At 62.8% G+C, this 16,785-nt stretch carries 14 protein-coding genes; 9 read left to right on the forward strand and 5 right to left on the reverse strand.

Translation table 11 applies throughout. From position 1 onward, the window contains the following. Positions 1-2 precede the first annotated feature (2 nt). Positions 3-1,151 carry a PA0069 family radical SAM protein gene (locus tag V8Z65_RS03775; RefSeq protein ID WP_338722635.1) on the reverse strand — a complete coding sequence of 383 codons (1,149 nt, stop codon included), beginning with the start codon at positions 1,149-1,151 and terminating at the stop codon, positions 3-5. Between the two features lie 368 nt (positions 1,152-1,519). Between V8Z65_RS03775 and V8Z65_RS03780 the strand changes: the two genes are divergently transcribed. Next, positions 1,520-3,004: an MDR family MFS transporter gene (locus tag V8Z65_RS03780; protein ID WP_338722636.1), complete on the forward strand. Its 1,485-nt coding sequence runs from the start codon at positions 1,520-1,522 to the stop codon at positions 3,002-3,004. A gap of 58 nt (positions 3,005-3,062) precedes the next feature. Here the strand turns inward: V8Z65_RS03780 and moaB are convergent, their stop codons facing one another. From moaB to V8Z65_RS03795, 3 genes are all read right to left on the reverse strand, one after another. Continuing rightward, a complete protein-coding gene (moaB, locus tag V8Z65_RS03785; protein ID WP_338722638.1) occupies positions 3,063-3,599 on the reverse strand; it encodes a molybdenum cofactor biosynthesis protein B in 537 nt (178 codons plus the stop codon). Continuing rightward, on the reverse strand, positions 3,577-4,902 hold the full coding sequence (locus V8Z65_RS03790) for an MFS transporter (RefSeq protein WP_338722640.1): 1,326 nt from the start codon (positions 4,900-4,902) through the stop codon (positions 3,577-3,579). The genes moaB and V8Z65_RS03790 overlap by 23 nt, the downstream gene beginning before the upstream one ends. A gap of 99 nt (positions 4,903-5,001) precedes the next feature. Continuing rightward, positions 5,002-5,814 (reverse strand): uracil-DNA glycosylase, encoded by an 813-nt coding sequence (locus tag V8Z65_RS03795; RefSeq protein WP_338722641.1) that lies wholly within the window; start codon positions 5,812-5,814, stop codon positions 5,002-5,004. Between the two features lie 68 nt (positions 5,815-5,882). On the opposite strand from V8Z65_RS03795, the gene V8Z65_RS03800 reads away from it, so the two are divergent. The 4 genes from V8Z65_RS03800 (at position 5,883) to V8Z65_RS03815 (ending at position 12,724) form a co-directional block, all read left to right on the forward strand. Beyond that, on the forward strand, positions 5,883-7,535 hold the full coding sequence (locus tag V8Z65_RS03800) for an electron transfer flavoprotein-ubiquinone oxidoreductase (RefSeq protein ID WP_338722642.1): 1,653 nt from the start codon (positions 5,883-5,885) through the stop codon (positions 7,533-7,535). Between the two features lie 97 nt (positions 7,536-7,632). After that, a complete protein-coding gene (locus tag V8Z65_RS03805) occupies positions 7,633-9,366 on the forward strand; it encodes a tetratricopeptide repeat protein (RefSeq protein ID WP_338722643.1) in 1,734 nt (577 codons plus the stop codon). Positions 9,367-9,372: 6 nt separating this feature from the next. Continuing rightward, entirely contained in the window at positions 9,373-10,254 is an 882-nt protein-coding gene (locus tag V8Z65_RS03810; RefSeq protein ID WP_338722645.1) for a 4-(cytidine 5'-diphospho)-2-C-methyl-D-erythritol kinase, read from the forward strand. Positions 10,255-10,381: 127 nt separating this feature from the next. After that, entirely contained in the window at positions 10,382-12,724 is a 2,343-nt protein-coding gene (locus V8Z65_RS03815; protein WP_338722646.1) for a S8 family peptidase, read from the forward strand. A gap of 36 nt (positions 12,725-12,760) precedes the next feature. Here the strand turns inward: V8Z65_RS03815 and V8Z65_RS03820 are convergent, their stop codons facing one another. Continuing rightward, a complete protein-coding gene (locus tag V8Z65_RS03820; RefSeq protein WP_338722648.1) occupies positions 12,761-13,774 on the reverse strand; it encodes a polyprenyl synthetase family protein in 1,014 nt (337 codons plus the stop codon). A 205-nt stretch (positions 13,775-13,979) separates the two neighbouring features. On the opposite strand from V8Z65_RS03820, the gene V8Z65_RS03825 reads away from it, so the two are divergent. Genes V8Z65_RS03825 through V8Z65_RS03840 form a run of 4 tightly spaced genes read left to right on the forward strand, consistent with a single transcriptional unit; the run spans position 13,980 to position 16,766 of the window. Continuing rightward, positions 13,980-14,654, forward strand: a complete 675-nt coding sequence (locus V8Z65_RS03825; protein ID WP_338722649.1) for a methyltransferase — start codon at positions 13,980-13,982, stop codon at positions 14,652-14,654. Positions 14,655-14,702: 48 nt separating this feature from the next. After that, positions 14,703-15,545 (forward strand): S49 family peptidase, encoded by an 843-nt coding sequence (locus V8Z65_RS03830; protein ID WP_338722650.1) that lies wholly within the window; start codon positions 14,703-14,705, stop codon positions 15,543-15,545. A gap of 9 nt (positions 15,546-15,554) precedes the next feature. Then, complete coding sequence (locus V8Z65_RS03835; protein ID WP_338722652.1) at positions 15,555-15,788, forward strand: hypothetical protein; 234 nt, start codon at positions 15,555-15,557, stop codon at positions 15,786-15,788. 54 nt (positions 15,789-15,842) lie between these two features. Continuing rightward, the gene (locus V8Z65_RS03840) at positions 15,843-16,766 is read left to right on the forward strand and encodes a glycine--tRNA ligase subunit alpha (protein WP_338722653.1); all 924 of its coding nucleotides are present in this window, start codon (positions 15,843-15,845) and stop codon (positions 16,764-16,766) included. Positions 16,767-16,785 lie beyond the last annotated feature (19 nt).

Consider the following 16,785-nt stretch of genomic DNA (forward strand, 5'->3'; position numbering starts at 1 on the left):
GTCTAGAACAGGCTCAACTGCGGGCTGTCCACCTTGGGCGACTCGAACAGGTCGATCCGCAAAGGTGGCAGCTTGGCGTCCAACCCATAGCGCTCCCGCGCTTTCTCGAAGCGCTGACGCAACAGCGTCGCATATGGGCCTTCACCGGTCATGCGTGTCCCCCAGCGCGCGTCATAGTCCTTGCCGCCACGAGTGTCGCGGACCAGCGAGAGCACATGGCGCACCCGGTCGGGGAAATGCCTGAGCAGCCATTCGCGGAACACGTCCCGCACTTCGCCGGGCAGGCGCAGTAGGATCATCGACGCGCTGATGGCGCCCTGCGCCTTGCCGGCATCCAGAATGCGCTCAAGTTCCATATCATTGATCGCCGGGATCATGGGCGAGGCGAAAATGGCGGTGGGAATGCCGGCCTCCGACAGGAGCCGGATTGCCTCCAGTCGCCGTGCCGGGGAGGAGGCACGCGGCTCCATCTTGCGGCTCAGCTTATGATCCATCGAGGTCACCGAAATGGCGACCTTGACCAGGCCCAGCTTTGCCAGCTCGGTCAGGATATCGAGATCGCGCACGATCAGCGCCGACTTGGTGGTGATCATCACCGGATGCCGGGTTTCCAGCATGACCTCGAGAATGCCCCGCGTCAGCTTATGGGTGCGCTCGGCCGGCTGATAGGGATCGGTATTGGTGCCCATGGCGATTGGCTTGGGGCGATAGCTCTTGGCGGACAATTCGGCCCGCAGCGCTTCCACCGCATTGGCTTTGACATAGATGTCGCGCTCGAAATCCACGCCTGCCGAATGGCCGAGATAGGCATGGGTGGGGCGAGCAAAACAGTACGAGCAGCCATGCTCGCAACCCCGATAGGCGTTGATCGAGCGCTCAAAGCCGATATCGGGGCTGTCATTGGTGGTGATGATAGTCTTGGCGCGCTCGATATGCTCGACGGTCTCGAACAGCGGCAGCGGTTCGACGCTCCCCCAGCCATCGTCAAAACTGTCGCGCTGATGCGGCTCGAACCGGCCCGAACGATTGGTCTGCGCGCCGCGACCGCGAATGCGATCGGGCTGCACGAGTTCGCGCCGCGCCAGGTCGGCATCGCGGCTGCGGCTCAAGCGTTCAAGGGCTTCAAAAGAGGGCGCCTGATAAAGGGCCATGGTCCTGTCTCCTGACTGCGCGCCGGAGGGAATCGCTATTCCTCCAGCACCAGCAAATGCTATCAGGCTATTGAGAACAGAACAAGAACACGCATGCGGTTTCACCCGCTGCCGGAACAGATATCGGTATGGCACCCATGCATTACAAGACTTTACGTCACGCGTTTGTGAGCGTAGGAAACCGGGCCCCGAAAGGCCCTTCAATTCCACCGAAATTTTAGCCCGCACCCGCAAAGGGAGGCGGAACATTCGCCATACTGCTCTCTGCTGACAGCCATTGTCGCAGAAATTTTGGAAATCAGTGTCGAAAGCTGACGGCCTGCTCCGTCATGAGGGCGACACGCCGCACCAAACCGAGGATGTTGAGAATGACAATGCAAGCGACCATGGACGACGCGATGGAAATCGCGCCACACCATCCTGATAATGCGGCCCGCAATCGGCTGGTTATCGCCATCCTGCTGATATCGACCTTCGTGGTGTTTCTCAACGAAACCATCATGAGCGTGGCCATTCCCCATCTGATGGGCGATCTGGGTGTTACCGCCAGCGCCGCCCAATGGCTGACGACCGCCTTTCTCCTGACCATGGCGGTGGTGATCCCGATCACCGGTTTCCTGCTGCAACGGCTCAATACGCGGCCGATCTTCCTTCTGGCGATCAGCATTTTTGCTGCCGGGACGCTGGTCTGCGCCCTGTCGCCCGGCCTCGAATTCCTGGTTGCTGGCCGCGTCATCCAGGCGGTGGGCACGGCCATCATGATGCCGCTGCTCATGACCACGGTCATGACCCTGGTGCCACCAGAAGCGCGCGGCAAGACCATGGGCAATATCTCCATCGTCATGTCGGTGGCGCCGGCCATCGGCCCGACCATTGGCGGGTTCATCCTGAATAATTTCGACTGGCGCTTCATGTTCTATTTCACCCTGCCCATCGCCATTGCGGCGCTGGTTCTGGGTGCGCTGCGCATTCGCAATGTCTCGACCCCGCGCTATGCGCCGCTGGACTATCTGTCGGTGATCCTGTCGGCCTTCGCATTTGGCGGCCTGGTCTATGGCCTGTCCAGCTTTGGTGAGAGCTTTGCGCATGGCGGCGAAGCAACGGTCATGCCGCTTTGGGCGCCGATTGCCGTGGGTCTGGTTGCTATGGCGCTTTTCATCTGGCGTCAATTCGTGCTGCAGCGCGAGGACAAGGCCCTGCTCGACCTGCGCGTCTTCCAGTCGCGCAACTACACGGTCTCGGTCTCGATGATGCTGATCGCCATGATGACGCTGTTCGGCACGGTCATCCTGCTGCCCATCTATACCCAGAATGTGGTTGGGCTCGATACGCTGCAGACCGGCCTGCTGCTCCTGCCCGGCGGCCTGCTTATGGGCCTTCTCGGCCCGGTGGTCGGTCGTCTGTTCGACCGCGTGGGTCCCACGGTCCTGGCCGTGCCCGGCGCTATTCTGGTCTCGGCCGTGCTCTGGGCATTGACCATGGTGGGGCAGGACACTTCGCCATGGGCGCTCCTGGCCGGTCACATGGTGCTCAGTGTCGGCCTGGCGCTGATCTTCACGCCCGTCTTCACCTCGTCCATGGGGTCGGTGCGCATGGAGCTCTATTCGCATGCTTCGGCCGTGCTGGGCTCGATCCAGCAATTGGCGGGCGCGGCGGGCATTGCGCTGTTCATCGCACTGATGACCATTCGCACTGCGACGCTGGCAGGCGAAGGTGTCGACCCGGTCGAGGCCTTGGCCGGCGGTATCCGCCTCGCTTTCCTGGTCGGCGCGATAATCTCGCTCTTTGCTATTGTCGCGGCTTTCTTCATCCGCAAGCCTGAGAGCGGCGCACCGGGGCATGGCGGGCACTAAGGCGTCCAATGCCCGGACTAAAACAAGGCGCCGGAGCGATCCGGCGCCTTCTTCAATTTCAGCGTTCGTCCAGCCGGGGCATCAGTTCGACGAAATTGCACGGCTTGTGCCGGTAGTCGAGCTGGTGTGTCAGGATGCCTTCCCAGGCATCCCGGCAAGCGCCGCGCGAGCCAGGCAGGCAGAACACGAAGGTGGTGCCGATCAGGCCCGCCGTGGCGCGCGACTGCAGCGAAGAGGTACCGACGGTCGTTGCAGAATATTGGTGGAAGAGCACGGAAAAGCCCTCCATGCGTTTGTCGAACAGCGGCTCGATGGCTTCCGGCGTGATGTCGCGGCCGGAAAAGCCGGTGCCCCCGGTGGTGAGAATCACATCGACCTGGCGGTTGGCGACATAGGCCTGGACCGCCGCCCGCACCAATTGGATTTCATCGCGGACCACTTGCCGCTCGAAACAGGTGTGGCCGTCGGCCTCGAGCAGGGACTTGAGCAGGGCCCCGCCGGTATCGGTTTCGAGCGTTCGCGTATCGGAAACGGCAATGACGGCAATGGAGAGGGGCTTGAACGGGCGATCCTCAAACCTTTCCGTCTTGAACATCGCCATTCTCCTCCAGGGTCTCGATCAGTTCCTCGGGCACAGGCGCTTCGCCCATGACCTCGATATCGTCCGCCTCATTATCAGCACGCGGGTCGAGAACAAAGCTCTCTGGTGTCACCTGCTTGTCGCTCATGGCCTGGAATGGCGCCCGTTCGGCCGCATCCACGCCCTTGCGCACCCGCATGCGCAGATAGGCCGCACCCGCCAGGGCCCCGTGGAAGGTGGCCGTGATCACGAACAGGCCCACCGGATGCCAGGCGCCCATGACGATGGAAGCCAGGGCCGGGCCGATGGCAAGACCGATACCCAGGATGAGCAGCATGCCCCCCGCGATCTTGGCGAAGTCGCCGTCGCGGGCAAAGTCATTGGCGTGGGCCACGGCCACGGCATAGATGGGATTGGCGGCAAAGCCATAGGCGGCGAACAGCACATACATGCCCCAGCCAGCGCCCGGATTGATCAGCACGGTCAGCGCGCCCACAAATGCCGCGGTTCCCGACAGGCCGATCAGCACCAGTCGCCGGTCGATGCGATCCGACAAGCGGCCGAACGGGACCTGGGCAATGGCGCCCAGAATGGCGGCAACCGCGAACAGCAGAGCAATGCCGCCCGCATCCAGGCCCTGTTCATAACCATAGACCGGGGCCAGCGTGCCAAAGGCGCCATTGGCCATGCCGCAGGAAAAGGCGGCAATGGCAGCGACAGGGGAGGTGCGATAGAGCAGGCCTAAATCGAGCTTGGCTGATTGCAGCGGCTTGGGCTGCGGGCTTGAGGTGAGGGCCGTCGGCAGGACCGCACAGATGAAACTTATGGCGCCGATGACAAAGGGAATATAGCCGGCTGTGCCGGTCACCGACATGGCGACCTGGCCCAGTGTCGAGGCGGCCATATTGATGGTCACATAGATCGAAAAGATCGTGCCGCGGCTGCGATTGTCGGCCACCTCGTTGAGCCAGCTTTCAACGATCATTGCCGCGCCGGCAAAACAGAAGCCGGAAAGGGCGCGCAGCACGATCCAGCCGATATCGTTGATCCAGAGCAGGTTGAGCAGAATGGTAATGGTGCCGATGGCGGCCATGACCGAGAAGGCGCGAATATGCCCCACTTTGCGCACGACGAGCGGTACGGTCAGCGAGCCGGCGACGAAGCCGGCCGACCAGCCGGTGCCGATCAGGCCCAGTGCGAGCAACGAGAAATTTTCTTCCGCGCCACGGACGGACAACAGGAGCCCCTGCAATCCACCACCGAACATGAGCAGCGCGGAACCCAGGAACAGGGCATAAATCTTGATGACGGAAGCCATGACGCGATGCGGCCTTCGGATGACATAGAGGAACGTTGCAAATCAGCTCAACGCGACCATAGCGCGTCAAGTTGCTCTGCCTAGCCCCTCAATCCAAGATCAGCCCAGACCAAGCGCGTCCAGCCGTTGCCTGAAGCTGATCAGGTCACGCCAGGCCTGCTGCTTGGCCGCCGGATTGCGCAGGAGATATGCCGGATGCAGCGTGGGCAGCGCCGGCACCTCATGCGCACCGATGCTGACCTCCTGCCACTTGCCCCGCATTTTGATGATGCCATTGGTGGTCTTGAACACCGTCTGCATGGCGGGGCCGCCAAGCGTCATGACCAGCTTTGGGGCGACCAGTTCCACCTGCCGGTTAAGGAAAGGCAGGCACAGTTCCATTTCCTCAGGCGTCGGCGTGCGGTTGCCGGGCGGGCGCCAGGGCACGGTATTGACAATATAGACCTTGGTCCGGTCCAGCCCGATGGCGCCCAGCATGCGATTGAGCAATTGGCCCGAGCGGCCGACAAAAGGCTTGCCCTGGCGGTCTTCTTCCGCGCCCGGCGCTTCGCCGATCAACATGATCTTGGCGTCCGGATTGCCGTCGGCGAAGACCAGCTGCGTGGCGCGGAATTTCAGCCCGCAGCCGTCATAGCGTTCGAGAATGTCGCGCAACTCGTCCAGATTTTGCGCCGAGGCCGCCAATTGCCGCGCTTCGCCGGGATCGCCGCCTATCGGGCCGGGCGAGGGCGTGGCGGGCGGGGTAACCTCAGCCACAGCGACTGCGCGCTGTGCCGGGGCGCTGGGCGCGGGAGGCCGTTGGGCAAAGCGGTCCACCGGCTCATCGACCACAGCCAGATCCACCCCGGCAGCCCGATACCAGTCGAGCACCGAGAGCAATTCGGCATTGTTGAGCGGTCGATCTTGAGACATTGGGCCTGTTATGTCACACCCCGTGCGAGGCGACCAGACGCCCCAAAGGCCCCAAAGGTGCATTTCCAATGGCAGATGCCGGCAATCGTGAAACGCTTCCCACCGATGTGCTGATTGTTGGTGCCGGTCCATCCGGACTGGCAGCGGCCATTCGGCTCAAGCAGCGCCATCCTGACCTCGCCGTGACGGTGGTGGAAAAGGCTGCCGAGATCGGCGGGCATATTCTGTCCGGCGCGGTCATGGACCCGGTGGGCCTGGATGCGCTGATCTCTGACTGGCGCCTCAAAGGCGCTCCGGTCGGTCCGGACGTCACCAGGGACACCTATCACTTTCTGACCGGAACGGGGGATTTTGCCTTTCCCCATGCGCTGGTGCCGCCGCAAATGCGCACGAGGAACGGTATTATCGTCAGTCTGGGCGATCTGGTCCGCTGGCTCGGCGAACAGGCGGCCGAGCTTGGCGTCGATATCTTTCCGATGACGGCGGCGGTCGATGTGCTGCGGTCGGGCGACGGGCCGGTACGCGGCATTATCACTGGCGATCTGGGTCTGGACGCCCAGGGTAATCCCAAACCCGGTCACGCCCAGGGCATTGCGCTCGAAGCCAAATATACGCTGATCGCCGAAGGTGCGCGCGGCTCGCTGGCCAAGCAGATTATTGGCGATTTCACGCTGGACAAGAATGCCAGCCCGCAAAAATTCGGCCTCGGGATCAAGGAGGTCTGGGAAATCGCCCCGGACCGGCACGCGCCGGGCAAGGTCGATCACTATCTCGGTTTTCCCCTCGACAATGGCACGGGCGGCGGCGGCTTTGCCTATCACGCCCAGGACAACAAGCTCTATCTGGGGCTGGTCGTGCATCTCGATTATACCGACCCCACATTGTCGCCTTTCGACGAATTCCAACGCTTCAAGACCCATCCGTCCATTGCCCGGCTACTCGAAGGCGCGACCCGCATCAGTTATGGCGCGCGATCCCTGACGGCCGGCGGCTTGCAGGCCATTCCGGACCTGGCTTTTGCAGGCGGCGGATTGATCGGTTGTGCGGCAGGTTTCATGAACGCGCCGCGCCTCAAAGCCATTCATAATGCCATCCTTTCCGGCATTGGCGCGGCCGACGCCGTGGGCGCGGCCATAGCGACCGGGCGGCAGCACGACCGCATCGAGGATTTCGGGCACCACGTTCTCTCCACCGGCATCGAAAAAGAGCTCACCGGCGTGCGGAACCTGAAGCCGCTATGGGGTCGCTTTGGCACTTTGCTCGGCGCTTTTCTCGGCGGTTTCGACATGTGGTGCCAGGCCGTGTTGCGGTTCTCTCCCTTTGGCACACAGCGCTGGTCGACGCCTGATTCGGCCAGGCTCAAGCCGCTCGATGCCGTCACGCCGCGCCAATATGCACGGCCCGATGGCAAGACGACCTTCGATCGGTCCGCCTCGGTGTTCCTGTCCAATCTCGCCCATGACGAGGACCAGCCAATCCATCTCAGACTAGCCGATCCGACCGTGCCGGTGGGCGAAAACCTGCCGCTTTATGGCGAGCCGGCGCCGCTCTATTGCCCTGCCGGCGTTTATGAAATGGCCGAAGAGGGCGGAGAGCCGGTTTTCCGCATCCATGCGGCCAATTGCGTGCACTGCAAGACTTGCGACATCAAGGACCCGGCCCGCAACATCACCTGGGTGCCGCCCGAGGGTGGCAGCGGGCCCAATTACAGCGGAATGTGACGGCGCCGAAGACGCGCTGCCCTTGCGGTGCAGTCGCAAAACGGACAATCTTTGCGCCCAAATGCAGCCGGTATCGGCATAGGGAGAATTTGAGCACGTGACCCTGCTTTCCAATCGACGGGCATGGCGCCTGACCATGGCGGCCTTGCTTGCGCTTCTGGCCTCGCCCCTCGCGGCCCAGAGCGACGCCAGCATGGGCCTGCGCCAGGCCGCGCAGGATATGCTCAAGCTGTTCCGACCCAGTGTCACGGGTTCCTATATGGCCGGCCAGCAGGCGCTCAAGGACCTGCGCACCGACGAAGCCGCGCGGTATTTTTCCGATGCGGCGCAGAGCGACTGGGACAATCCTGTCCTTGTCGAGCGCGCCTTCATCGCGCTGGCAGCAGACGGCCAGATCGGCAAGGCCTCTTCGACCGCGCGCCATATGCTCGAACTCGATCCGGCCAATGAACTGGCCGAACTCGTCGTGGCCGCCGAGGCGCTCAAGGAGCGCCGCTATGGCGCCGCCGGGCGCCAGTTGAGCAAAATTTCCCAGGACAGCTTTAGCGGCATTACCGCCGGAATCCTGCGCGCCTGGGCGCTGATCGGCGACAATCGCGCCGACGAAGCGCAGGCGCTGATGGAAGAAATCGGTGCCAATGGACTCGATGAATTCCTGGTGTTCCACCGGGCCTTGATGGCCGAAGCTGCCGGCGATACCGAACTGGCGCTGGAACTGGCAGGGCGTGCCTTCGAGGCCGAGCCCTATGTGGCCCGCATGGCCGAAGTCTATGCCCGCATGCTCGCCAATGCCGGCCGGTTCGACGAGGCTCTCGACGTGCTCGATGCCTTCGAAAGCGAAGGGCTGACCCATCCGATCATTTCCATCGTACGCGAATCGGTCGAGGCCGGCCGCCGTCCCGGTGTCTTCGCCGCCAATGTGCAGGTCGGTGCCGCCGAAATGTTCCATGGTATCGGCGTGGCCCTGTCGCGCGATGGCAGCGCCGATCTCGCTTTGGTCTTTCTCCGCCTCGGCGTCTATCTCGACCCTGGCTCCGACGTGATCTCCCTTGCGCTGGGTCAGTTGCTCGACGTGGCCAGCCAGCACCAGGCCGCCAACCGGATTTACGATGCCATCCCGGTCAATTCGCCGATGAAGCCCATGGCCGTGGTACGCGTGGCGCAGAATCTGGATGCAACGGGGGACCGTGCCGAGGCCATACGGCGGCTGAGGAATATCGTGGCGACGCGCCCGCACGACCTCGATGCCGTTTCCGCGCTCGGCGACCTGCTGCGCTATGACGAGGATTACCTGGCGGCCGCCGACGCCTATGGGAAGGCGCTGGAAATTACCGGCGGCGAATCGCCGGCCGACTGGCGGTTCTATTACGTGCGCGGCATCGCCTATGAGCGCGCCAAGCAATGGTCCAAGGCGGAGGCCGATTTTCTCAAGGCACTCGACCTCAATCCGGACCAACCCCAGGTCCTGAACTATCTGGGCTATAGCTGGATCGACCAGGACATGCATCTCGATCGTGCCCTGGAGATGATTGAGCAGGCCGTCGCGGCCCAACCGCAGGATGGCTATATCATCGACTCCCTGGGCTGGGCCTTCTACAAGCTCGATCGCATGGATGAAGCGGTGGAAACGCTCGAGCGCGCCGTCATGCTGCTGCCCAATGACCCCGAGATCAACGACCATTTGGGCGATGCCTATTGGAAGGTCGGGCGCAAGCTCGAAGCACGGTTCCAATGGAATATTGCGCGCTCGGTGGACGAGACCGGCAATGTGGCCGAACGGGTCGGGCCCAAATTGGCCGAGGGATTGGCGCCGGCCGCCAAGACGCCGTAATCGGGCATGATCGAGGCCATTGCCCAGACTGCCCCCGCCAAGATCAACCTGGCGCTGCACGTCACGCGCCGGCGCGAAGACGGCTATCATGACCTGGAAAGCCTTGTCGTCTTCGCCGATATTTTCGACGACCTCGAGGCCTCGCCCGCCGATGCCGATAGCCTGACCATTTCCGGGCCGTTTGCGGCCGGCCTTGGCGCTGGCCCGACCAATCTGGTCCTGCGGGCCGTGGCCGCCTTTCGGGCGCGCTGGCCCGACCTGGCGCCACCCGGCCTCAGCCTGCATCTGGTCAAGAACCTGCCGGTTGCCGCGGGAATTGGTGGCGGTTCTGCCGATGCCGCCGCGGCCCTACGCATCCTGGCAGGTCTTGCTCCAGAACCGGTCGCCGTGGCGGATCTGGCCGATCTGGCCGCCACGCTGGGCGCCGACATACCCGCCTGCCTGCTCTCCCGGCCGCTCGTCGCGCGGGGCGTGGGGGAAATTCTCTCGCCGTTGCCCGAATTCCCGCAGCTCTATGTGACGCTGGTCAATCCCGGCATTGCGGTGGCGACTGCCGATATTTTCCGCCGTCTGCGGGCCCATGACAATTATCCATTGCCGGCTCTGCCCGAACCCTTGACCCGCCCGGCCCAGCTCGGCCTGTGGCTGAACGAAACGCGCAATGACCTGCAGCCGCCAGCGGTCAAGCTTGTGCCTGAGATCGGCCTGCTCATCGAGGAACTGGCCGAAAGTCCGGGTTGCATGCTGGCGCGCATGTCGGGCTCTGGTGCCACTGTTTTTGGGCTTTTTGGCTCAGAAGGGCAGGCTCATGAGGCGGCCAGCGAAATGCGGCGCCTGCATCCGGACTTCTGGGTGGGCACGGCGCCGCTATTGAGCACGGCGCGTTAGTCCGGGTTCAAATGTGATCGTTTCGTGACCGGAACATGATTTCTCAAATACCGGCTTGATGCTAATAAGTGCGCGGGGCGCACTTATTGAAGGGCATCCGGCATGCGCCGGATGCGACAAGCTAGGCGTGGGCCCCGTAAAGTTGACTTTCCAGACCATTTCCAAGGCGCTGATCTGCCTGGGCTTTGCCACGGCACTGGCTGCCTGCTCGGGCGGCAGCTCCTCTCCGCCCGGCGGAGGCAGTTCGAGTAGTTCCAGCACCGGACCGATTTCGGTTTTTACCCCGGCGCCCAGCGCCAATTGGGGCACGCGAAGCGTGACCTTCAATGCGGCCCTGGCGGCCACCTTTGCCGCCTCTGCCGAGTTCCGCGCCACGGACGCAACCTGCTCTGCGCATACCTGTGGCGTGACGCCCACCGGAACGCAGTCGTCCCCGTTCGTTTTGCATGGCGTCAACTGGGCGCATTCCGCGGGGCTGACCGGTGCCGGCAAAACGATCGCCATTGTCGACGATGGCTTTTTGCAGACGCATCAGGAATTGGCCGGCAAGACAATTTGGACCACCGGCACGATCCCTGTTAAGGGACACGGAACCTATGTGGCCTCGCTGGCCGCCGGCAAAAAAGACGGTGTGGGCATTCACGGCGTTGCGCCCGACGCCAGCCTGCATCTGACCTCTTTTGCGCCGGGTGGCTCGGCCTTCGATATCGCCAATGTCACCGCGGGCACCCTGGCGGCGGCCGGATTGAACGCGGTGGCCCAGAATAATTCCTGGGGCTTCGATGTCCCAACGGGAAACTTACAGACCTATTTTGCCAGCAATCCCGGTGCCAGCACGGCGCAGGCGCTGAACGCCATCGTCGGCCATGGCACGACCAATTGGCAAAACTACATCTACGCCCTGGACAGCTTCCAGAATAGCGGTGTCATTGTCTGGGCGCTGTCCAACAACAACGCCTATACCGGGGGCGATGTCATGGCCGCATTGCCCTATTTCGAGCCACGATTGGCCGAGGCCTGGATCGCGGCGGCCAATGGCTATTTCGAGGTCAATGGCAGCGGCGACATTACCCGGGCAGTGCGCCTGTCGGCGGCTTGTGGCCTGGCAGCAAAGTTCTGTCTGGCCGGCGATGGCATTACCACCGGCGCCTGGAACACCGGCAATGCCGATTATGTCAGCAGCTACGGCACCTCCTTCGTGGCGCCGCAGGTATCGGGTGCCGTGGCGCTTCTGGCCCAGGCCTTTCCGGATATGACGCCCTCCGAATGGGCGCAGCGCCTTCTGGCCAGCGCCGACAATTCATGGTTCAGCGCGCAGGGCGTGCCAGTCGCCGGGACCATTGACTATGGCAATGGCGTAACCCACGCCTATTCGACTGAATGGGGCCATGGTGTCCTGGACATCAAAGCCGCCCTCAGCCCCATCGGCTCGGTCTCGGTGCTGAGCGGCGCCAGCATCGCCAGCGCAGAACGCTATAGCCTGCCTCAGTCAACCATTGTCGCGCCGTCGAGCTTCGGTGACTCGCTGACCCTGGCGATGGCCCCGCAGGAGATCGCCGTATTCGATGCTCTTAATCGGGCCTTTTCGGTGTCTTCGGCCACGGCGGTGCAGAACACGCCCGTTGCCATGCTGCCGCACCTGCTGGACCGGGCCAGCATCGACCAGGGTCAGGATGGACTTAATCTCCTCCACACGGGCGACCTCGCCGGTGCCGTAAGCGGGTTTTCCGGCGTCGGTGGGCGGGCCTCCGTGCTCTCGATGGCGGGAGAGGGCCTGCTCTTTGCCTCCATTGCGCCTATTGGTTCGACAGCGGAACTGACCGCCTATGGCTTTGCCGCCGAGCATGGCGCAACAGACCATGGCAGCCTGACAGGCGCTGGCCTTACCCTTTCTCTGCCGACGGGGAGCGGGCAGGTTCGGCTCGGCGCGACTTTTGCTGAAGAGCAGGGCGCGGTCATGGGGCTCGATGGCGGGTCTGCCTTCGACTTTGGCTCCGGCAGCGCCATCGGTGCGTTGAGCCTGGGCACGGAGCAGCCTTTAGCGCCCGGAGTGTCGCTCTTCGGGCGGTTCGAATACGGCGCAGCGGCACGTCAGGGTGGTGGGGCAGGCCTGGTTTCGGACCTGTCGGGATTGACATTTTCGGGCATGGAGATTGGAGCGAGTTTTGCTGATACCCTCACCAGCGGCGATCGTCTGACCCTGTCACTGTCGCAGCCCTTGCGCATCGAATCGGGAACGATTGAGATGACCCGCCCGATCGCTCGCACAGCTGATGGCAGCATCGTCAACCAGACATCGCGTGCCGAACTGAACGCATCTGGCCGGCAGGTTGATCTCAACCTGTCCTATCAGGCGAGTTTGCCAAATCAGGCCTCATTTGGCTTTGGGCTCAAGCATGCCATCAGTGCCGGTCACATTGCCGGGCAAAGCGGTTCGGGTCTGATGGTGTCCTACCGCCAGGGTTTCTAAGGGCAGCCCTATTCGGAGGCGGCGCGGAATATTCGCCTAGCTGGCGCGGCTGACGCTATGCACCACCACATCGGCGAGAATGGACTTCATCTCGCTTTCCGGCAGACCGTCCAGCGCTGCAATCGCCGCCTTGGCATGGTCCTGTGCCTTTTCCAGCGTCTTTTGCAGTGTGTCATAGCGATTAAAGATCGCCACCACCTGATGTACTTCGAGATCAGTCGCTTCCGCATTGCCCAGCGCCGAGGCAATGAGCGTGCGTTCGCTTTCACTGGCCGATTGCAGGGCCAGGATGACCGGTAGCGTCATCTTACCCTCGCGCAGGTCGTCGCCGACATTCTTGCCCAAAGTGCCCGATTGACCACCATAATCGAGCGCATCATCGACCAGTTGGAAGGCATTGCCCAGCTCAAGCCCATAGAGCGCCAGGGCCTTGCGCCCGGCCTCGTCCGCACCGCCCGACATGGCACCCACTTCACAGGCGGCTTCGAACAGCACCGCGGTCTTGGCGCGGATCACCTCGGCATAATCGTCGACACTGGTCGTGAGATCGCCCGTTTTGGCAAGCTGGAAAACTTCACCTTCGGCCATGACGGCCGATGCCGCTGACAACACGCCGAGCGCGTCCACGTCGCGCGTTTCAACCATCATCATGAAAGCCTGGCCGAGCAGGAAATCGCCCACCAGGATCGACGCCTTGTTGCCCCACACCATGCGGGCCGCCGGCTTGCCGCGGCGCATATCGCTCTCATCGACAACATCGTCGTGGAGCAGAGTGGCATTGTGCATGAACTCGACGGCAGCGGCGAAATTGATGGCGCTGCCATTGCCCTTGCCGAACAGGATCGCCGCGGCCACCGTGAGCATGGGCCGCAGTCGCTTGCCACCGCTTTCGATGAGATAGCGGGCCAGCTCGGGCACCATGTCGACATGGCTTTTGGCGCGATCCAGGATCATCGTATTGACGCGCGCCATATCCTCGGCCGTGGCGGCCATCAGCCGGTCAACCGGGTTCATCTCTGGCGTTTGATTGATCTGGGGCAGAACTGACACCGCCATAAAGTCCTTGATGCCTGAAGGGCAATTCGGGTTGAGACCGTTATGCCGAGCCATATATGGTCTCGTGCAAACCAGCCGTCCGGATGCGATGTCCCTAGACCAGCCAAGCGATTTTGTAAAACCTCAAACCATAACCCGCGACGCCTTTTTGGGCGGGCGGCTCACTCTGTCGCAGCCCCAAAGCGGCTTTCGCGCCGGTTTGGACAGTGTTCTCCTGGCTGCGGCGGTCCCCAAAGACACGCAGAATCTGCTCGATCTCGGGGCTGGTGTCGGCACGGCGGGACTTGCGGCGTTGGCCATACAGCGCGCGGCAAGAGTTGACCTGGTCGAGCGGGATGAAGCCGCTTCTACCCTGGCGCGTGACAATGTCGCACAAAACGGTTTTTCCCGCAGGGCCCGTGTGTTGATGCTCGATATTCTGGCCAAGGGCGAAGACCGGCGTGCGTCGGGCCTCGCCGACAATGGCTATGACGCCGTGATTGCCAATCCGCCATTCTTTGGCGCGGGGCAGGGGACGAACGCGCCCGACAGGTCGCGCGCCGCCGCCCGGCATATGGCCGCCGATGAGCTCGATGGCTGGGTCAAATGCGCCGCATCGGCCGCCAAGGCGGGAGGCTTGGCCATCTTCATCTATCCAGCCCAGGGCCTTTCGCCGCTGCTTGCCGCCCTCGACCGCCGTTTCGGCGGTCTGGTAGTGCTGCCGCTGACGGCGCGCCCCGGCGCCTCGGCAACGCGTGTCCTGGTCCGCGGTATCAAGGGGTCGCGGGCGCCGCTGACCCTATTGGCGTCGCGAGCGCTGCATGGGCCCCAGGGCAATGGATTTGCGCCCGAATTCGACGCGATTCTGCGCGGCACGGCCGTGCTGGACTGGTAAAAGCGGCCATGCCTGCCTAAATCACCTCAAAATCCCTGGGGAGCGAACATGACCGAGACGCCTGCCGGCAAACGCAATTGGCTGAGCCGCCTGATCCACCGTCCGCCGGTTGTTCCCGTGGTCCGCCTCCAGGGTGTGATTGCTGCCGACCAGCGCCCGGGCCGGCTCAATATCGCCACGGTCGAGCCGCTTCTGGCAAAGGCCTTCGGCATGAAATCGGCGCCCGCCGTGGCCATTGTTATCAATTCGCCCGGTGGATCGCCGGTACAAAGCCGCCTCATTTCCAAGCGCATTCGCGACCTTGCCAACGAACACAACAAGCCTGTCCTGGTCTTTGTCGAGGATGCCGCCGCCTCCGGTGGTTATTTCATCGCTGTTGCCGGAGATGAAATCTTCGTCGACCCATCCTCGATTGTGGGGTCCATCGGGGTCATTATGGCGACCTTCGGCTTCGTCGGCGCGCTCGACAAACTGGGCATCGAGCGTCGCGTGCACACAGCAGGCCGCAACAAATCGACGCTCGACCCCTTCCTGCCCGAAAAGGCAGAGGACGTGGAGCGGATCAAGCGGTTCGAACTCGATATTCACGAGGTCTTCATCGACCACGTCAAGGCGGGACGACAGGGTCGCCTGAAGGCCGATGACGATACGCTTTTCACCGGCGAGTGGTGGACGGGTTTGCGCGGGATCGAACTGGGGCTCGCCGATGCCATCGGCGATCTGCACGCGACCCTGCGCCAGCGCTTTGGGCCCGACGTGGTGCTCAAGACCATTGCACCAAAGCGCCCATTCTTTGCTCTGCCGCGTCTGGGATTTTCCGCCCAGGGCATGGTAGACGACATCGCAATTTCCCTCGAGGATCGCGCCTGGTGGGCGCGACTGGGTCTCTAGGTTTCGCAAATGCTGCTGCGCATACTGCTCTTTGTCGGTCTTGGCCTGCTCATCTATTTCGGCATCCGCCGCATCTGGAAGGACTGGACCCACAAGTTCAACCACGACGCTGAAGAGGCCAAACGCATCGCCCGCGAGCGCGACCGCGCCGAACGCAGCCAGCCCGGCGTCATCGACCTCAAGCGCGGCGAGGACGGTACCTACCGGCCGGGGAACAAGGACGACGCCGACAAGCGCCATTGACCACCGCGACCCGCGCCACTAGAGCTTTGTCCGCTTCATTGCAGGACTTTTGACATGACCGACCGCCCCGCCCATATGGACCCGAAAAATTCGTTTCAGGGTCTGATCCTGACGCTGCAGCAATTCTGGGCCGAGCAGGGTTGTGTCATTCTGCAGCCCTATGACATGCAGATGGGCGCCGGCACCTTCCATACGGCGACGACATTGCGCGCTCTGGGACCGAAGCGCTGGAAGGCTGCCTATGTGCAGCCCAGCCGCCGGCCCACGGACGGGCGCTATGGCGAAAACCCCAATCGACTGCAGCATTATTACCAGTTCCAGGTGATCCTGAAGCCCTCGCCGGACAATATCCAGCAGCTCTATCTCGACTCGCTGGCCGCCATCGGGCTCGACGCGTCCGTTCACGATATCCGCTTCGTCGAGGACGATTGGGAAAGCCCGACCCTTGGCGCCTGGGGTCTCGGCTGGGAATGCTGGTGCGACGGCATGGAAGTCAGTCAGTTCACCTATTTCCAGCAGGTCGCCGGCTTTGAATGTTCACCCGTGCCGGGCGAGATCACCTATGGGCTGGAACGCCTCGCTATGTATGTGCAGGGCGTCGAAAACGTCTATGACCTCAATTTCAATGGCCGGACGGGCGACGAAAAGGTCACCTATGGCGACGTCTTTCTGCAGAATGAGCAGGAGAGCTCGAAATACAATTTCGAGGCGGCCGACACCGACATGCTGTTCCGCCATTTTGAGGACGCGGAAAAGGAATGCCGCGCCATTCTCGAAAAGGGCGCCGAGGGCAATCGGCAGACCATGGCCATTCCCGCCTATGAGCACGTCGTCAAGGCGTCGCACAATTTCAACATGCTCGACGCGCGCGGCGTGATCTCGGTCACCGAACGCCAAAGTTACATCCTGCGCATCCGCGAACTGGCCAAAGCCTGCGGCGAAGCCTGGTTGCAGACGGCGGGCGGCGGCGCGGAGTAAATCCGCGCCGGTTGGCGTG

The organism is Devosia sp. XK-2 (genome assembly GCF_037113415.1).
Taxonomy (GTDB): Bacteria; Pseudomonadota; Alphaproteobacteria; order Rhizobiales; family Devosiaceae; genus Devosia.

Excerpts from the sequence above, each read along its gene's own strand:
- V8Z65_RS03790 (WP_338722640.1), bottom strand. The coding sequence starts at position 4,902 with ATGGCTTCCGTCATCAAGATTTATGCCCTGTTCCTGGGTTCCGCGCTG.
- moaB (WP_338722638.1), bottom strand. The coding sequence starts at position 3,599 with ATGTTCAAGACGGAAAGGTTTGAGGATCGCCCGTTCAAGCCCCTCTCC.
- V8Z65_RS03835 (WP_338722652.1), top strand. The coding sequence starts at position 15,555 with ATGCTGCTGCGCATACTGCTCTTTGTCGGTCTTGGCCTGCTCATCTAT.
- V8Z65_RS03810 (WP_338722645.1), top strand. The coding sequence starts at position 9,373 with ATGATCGAGGCCATTGCCCAGACTGCCCCCGCCAAGATCAACCTGGCG.
- V8Z65_RS03830 (WP_338722650.1), top strand. The coding sequence starts at position 14,703 with ATGACCGAGACGCCTGCCGGCAAACGCAATTGGCTGAGCCGCCTGATC.
- V8Z65_RS03800 (WP_338722642.1), top strand. The coding sequence starts at position 5,883 with ATGGCAGATGCCGGCAATCGTGAAACGCTTCCCACCGATGTGCTGATT.
- V8Z65_RS03795 (WP_338722641.1), bottom strand. The coding sequence starts at position 5,814 with ATGTCTCAAGATCGACCGCTCAACAATGCCGAATTGCTCTCGGTGCTC.
- V8Z65_RS03780 (WP_338722636.1), top strand. The coding sequence starts at position 1,520 with ATGACAATGCAAGCGACCATGGACGACGCGATGGAAATCGCGCCACAC.
- V8Z65_RS03775 (WP_338722635.1), bottom strand. The coding sequence starts at position 1,151 with ATGGCCCTTTATCAGGCGCCCTCTTTTGAAGCCCTTGAACGCTTGAGC.
- V8Z65_RS03840 (WP_338722653.1), top strand. The coding sequence starts at position 15,843 with ATGACCGACCGCCCCGCCCATATGGACCCGAAAAATTCGTTTCAGGGT.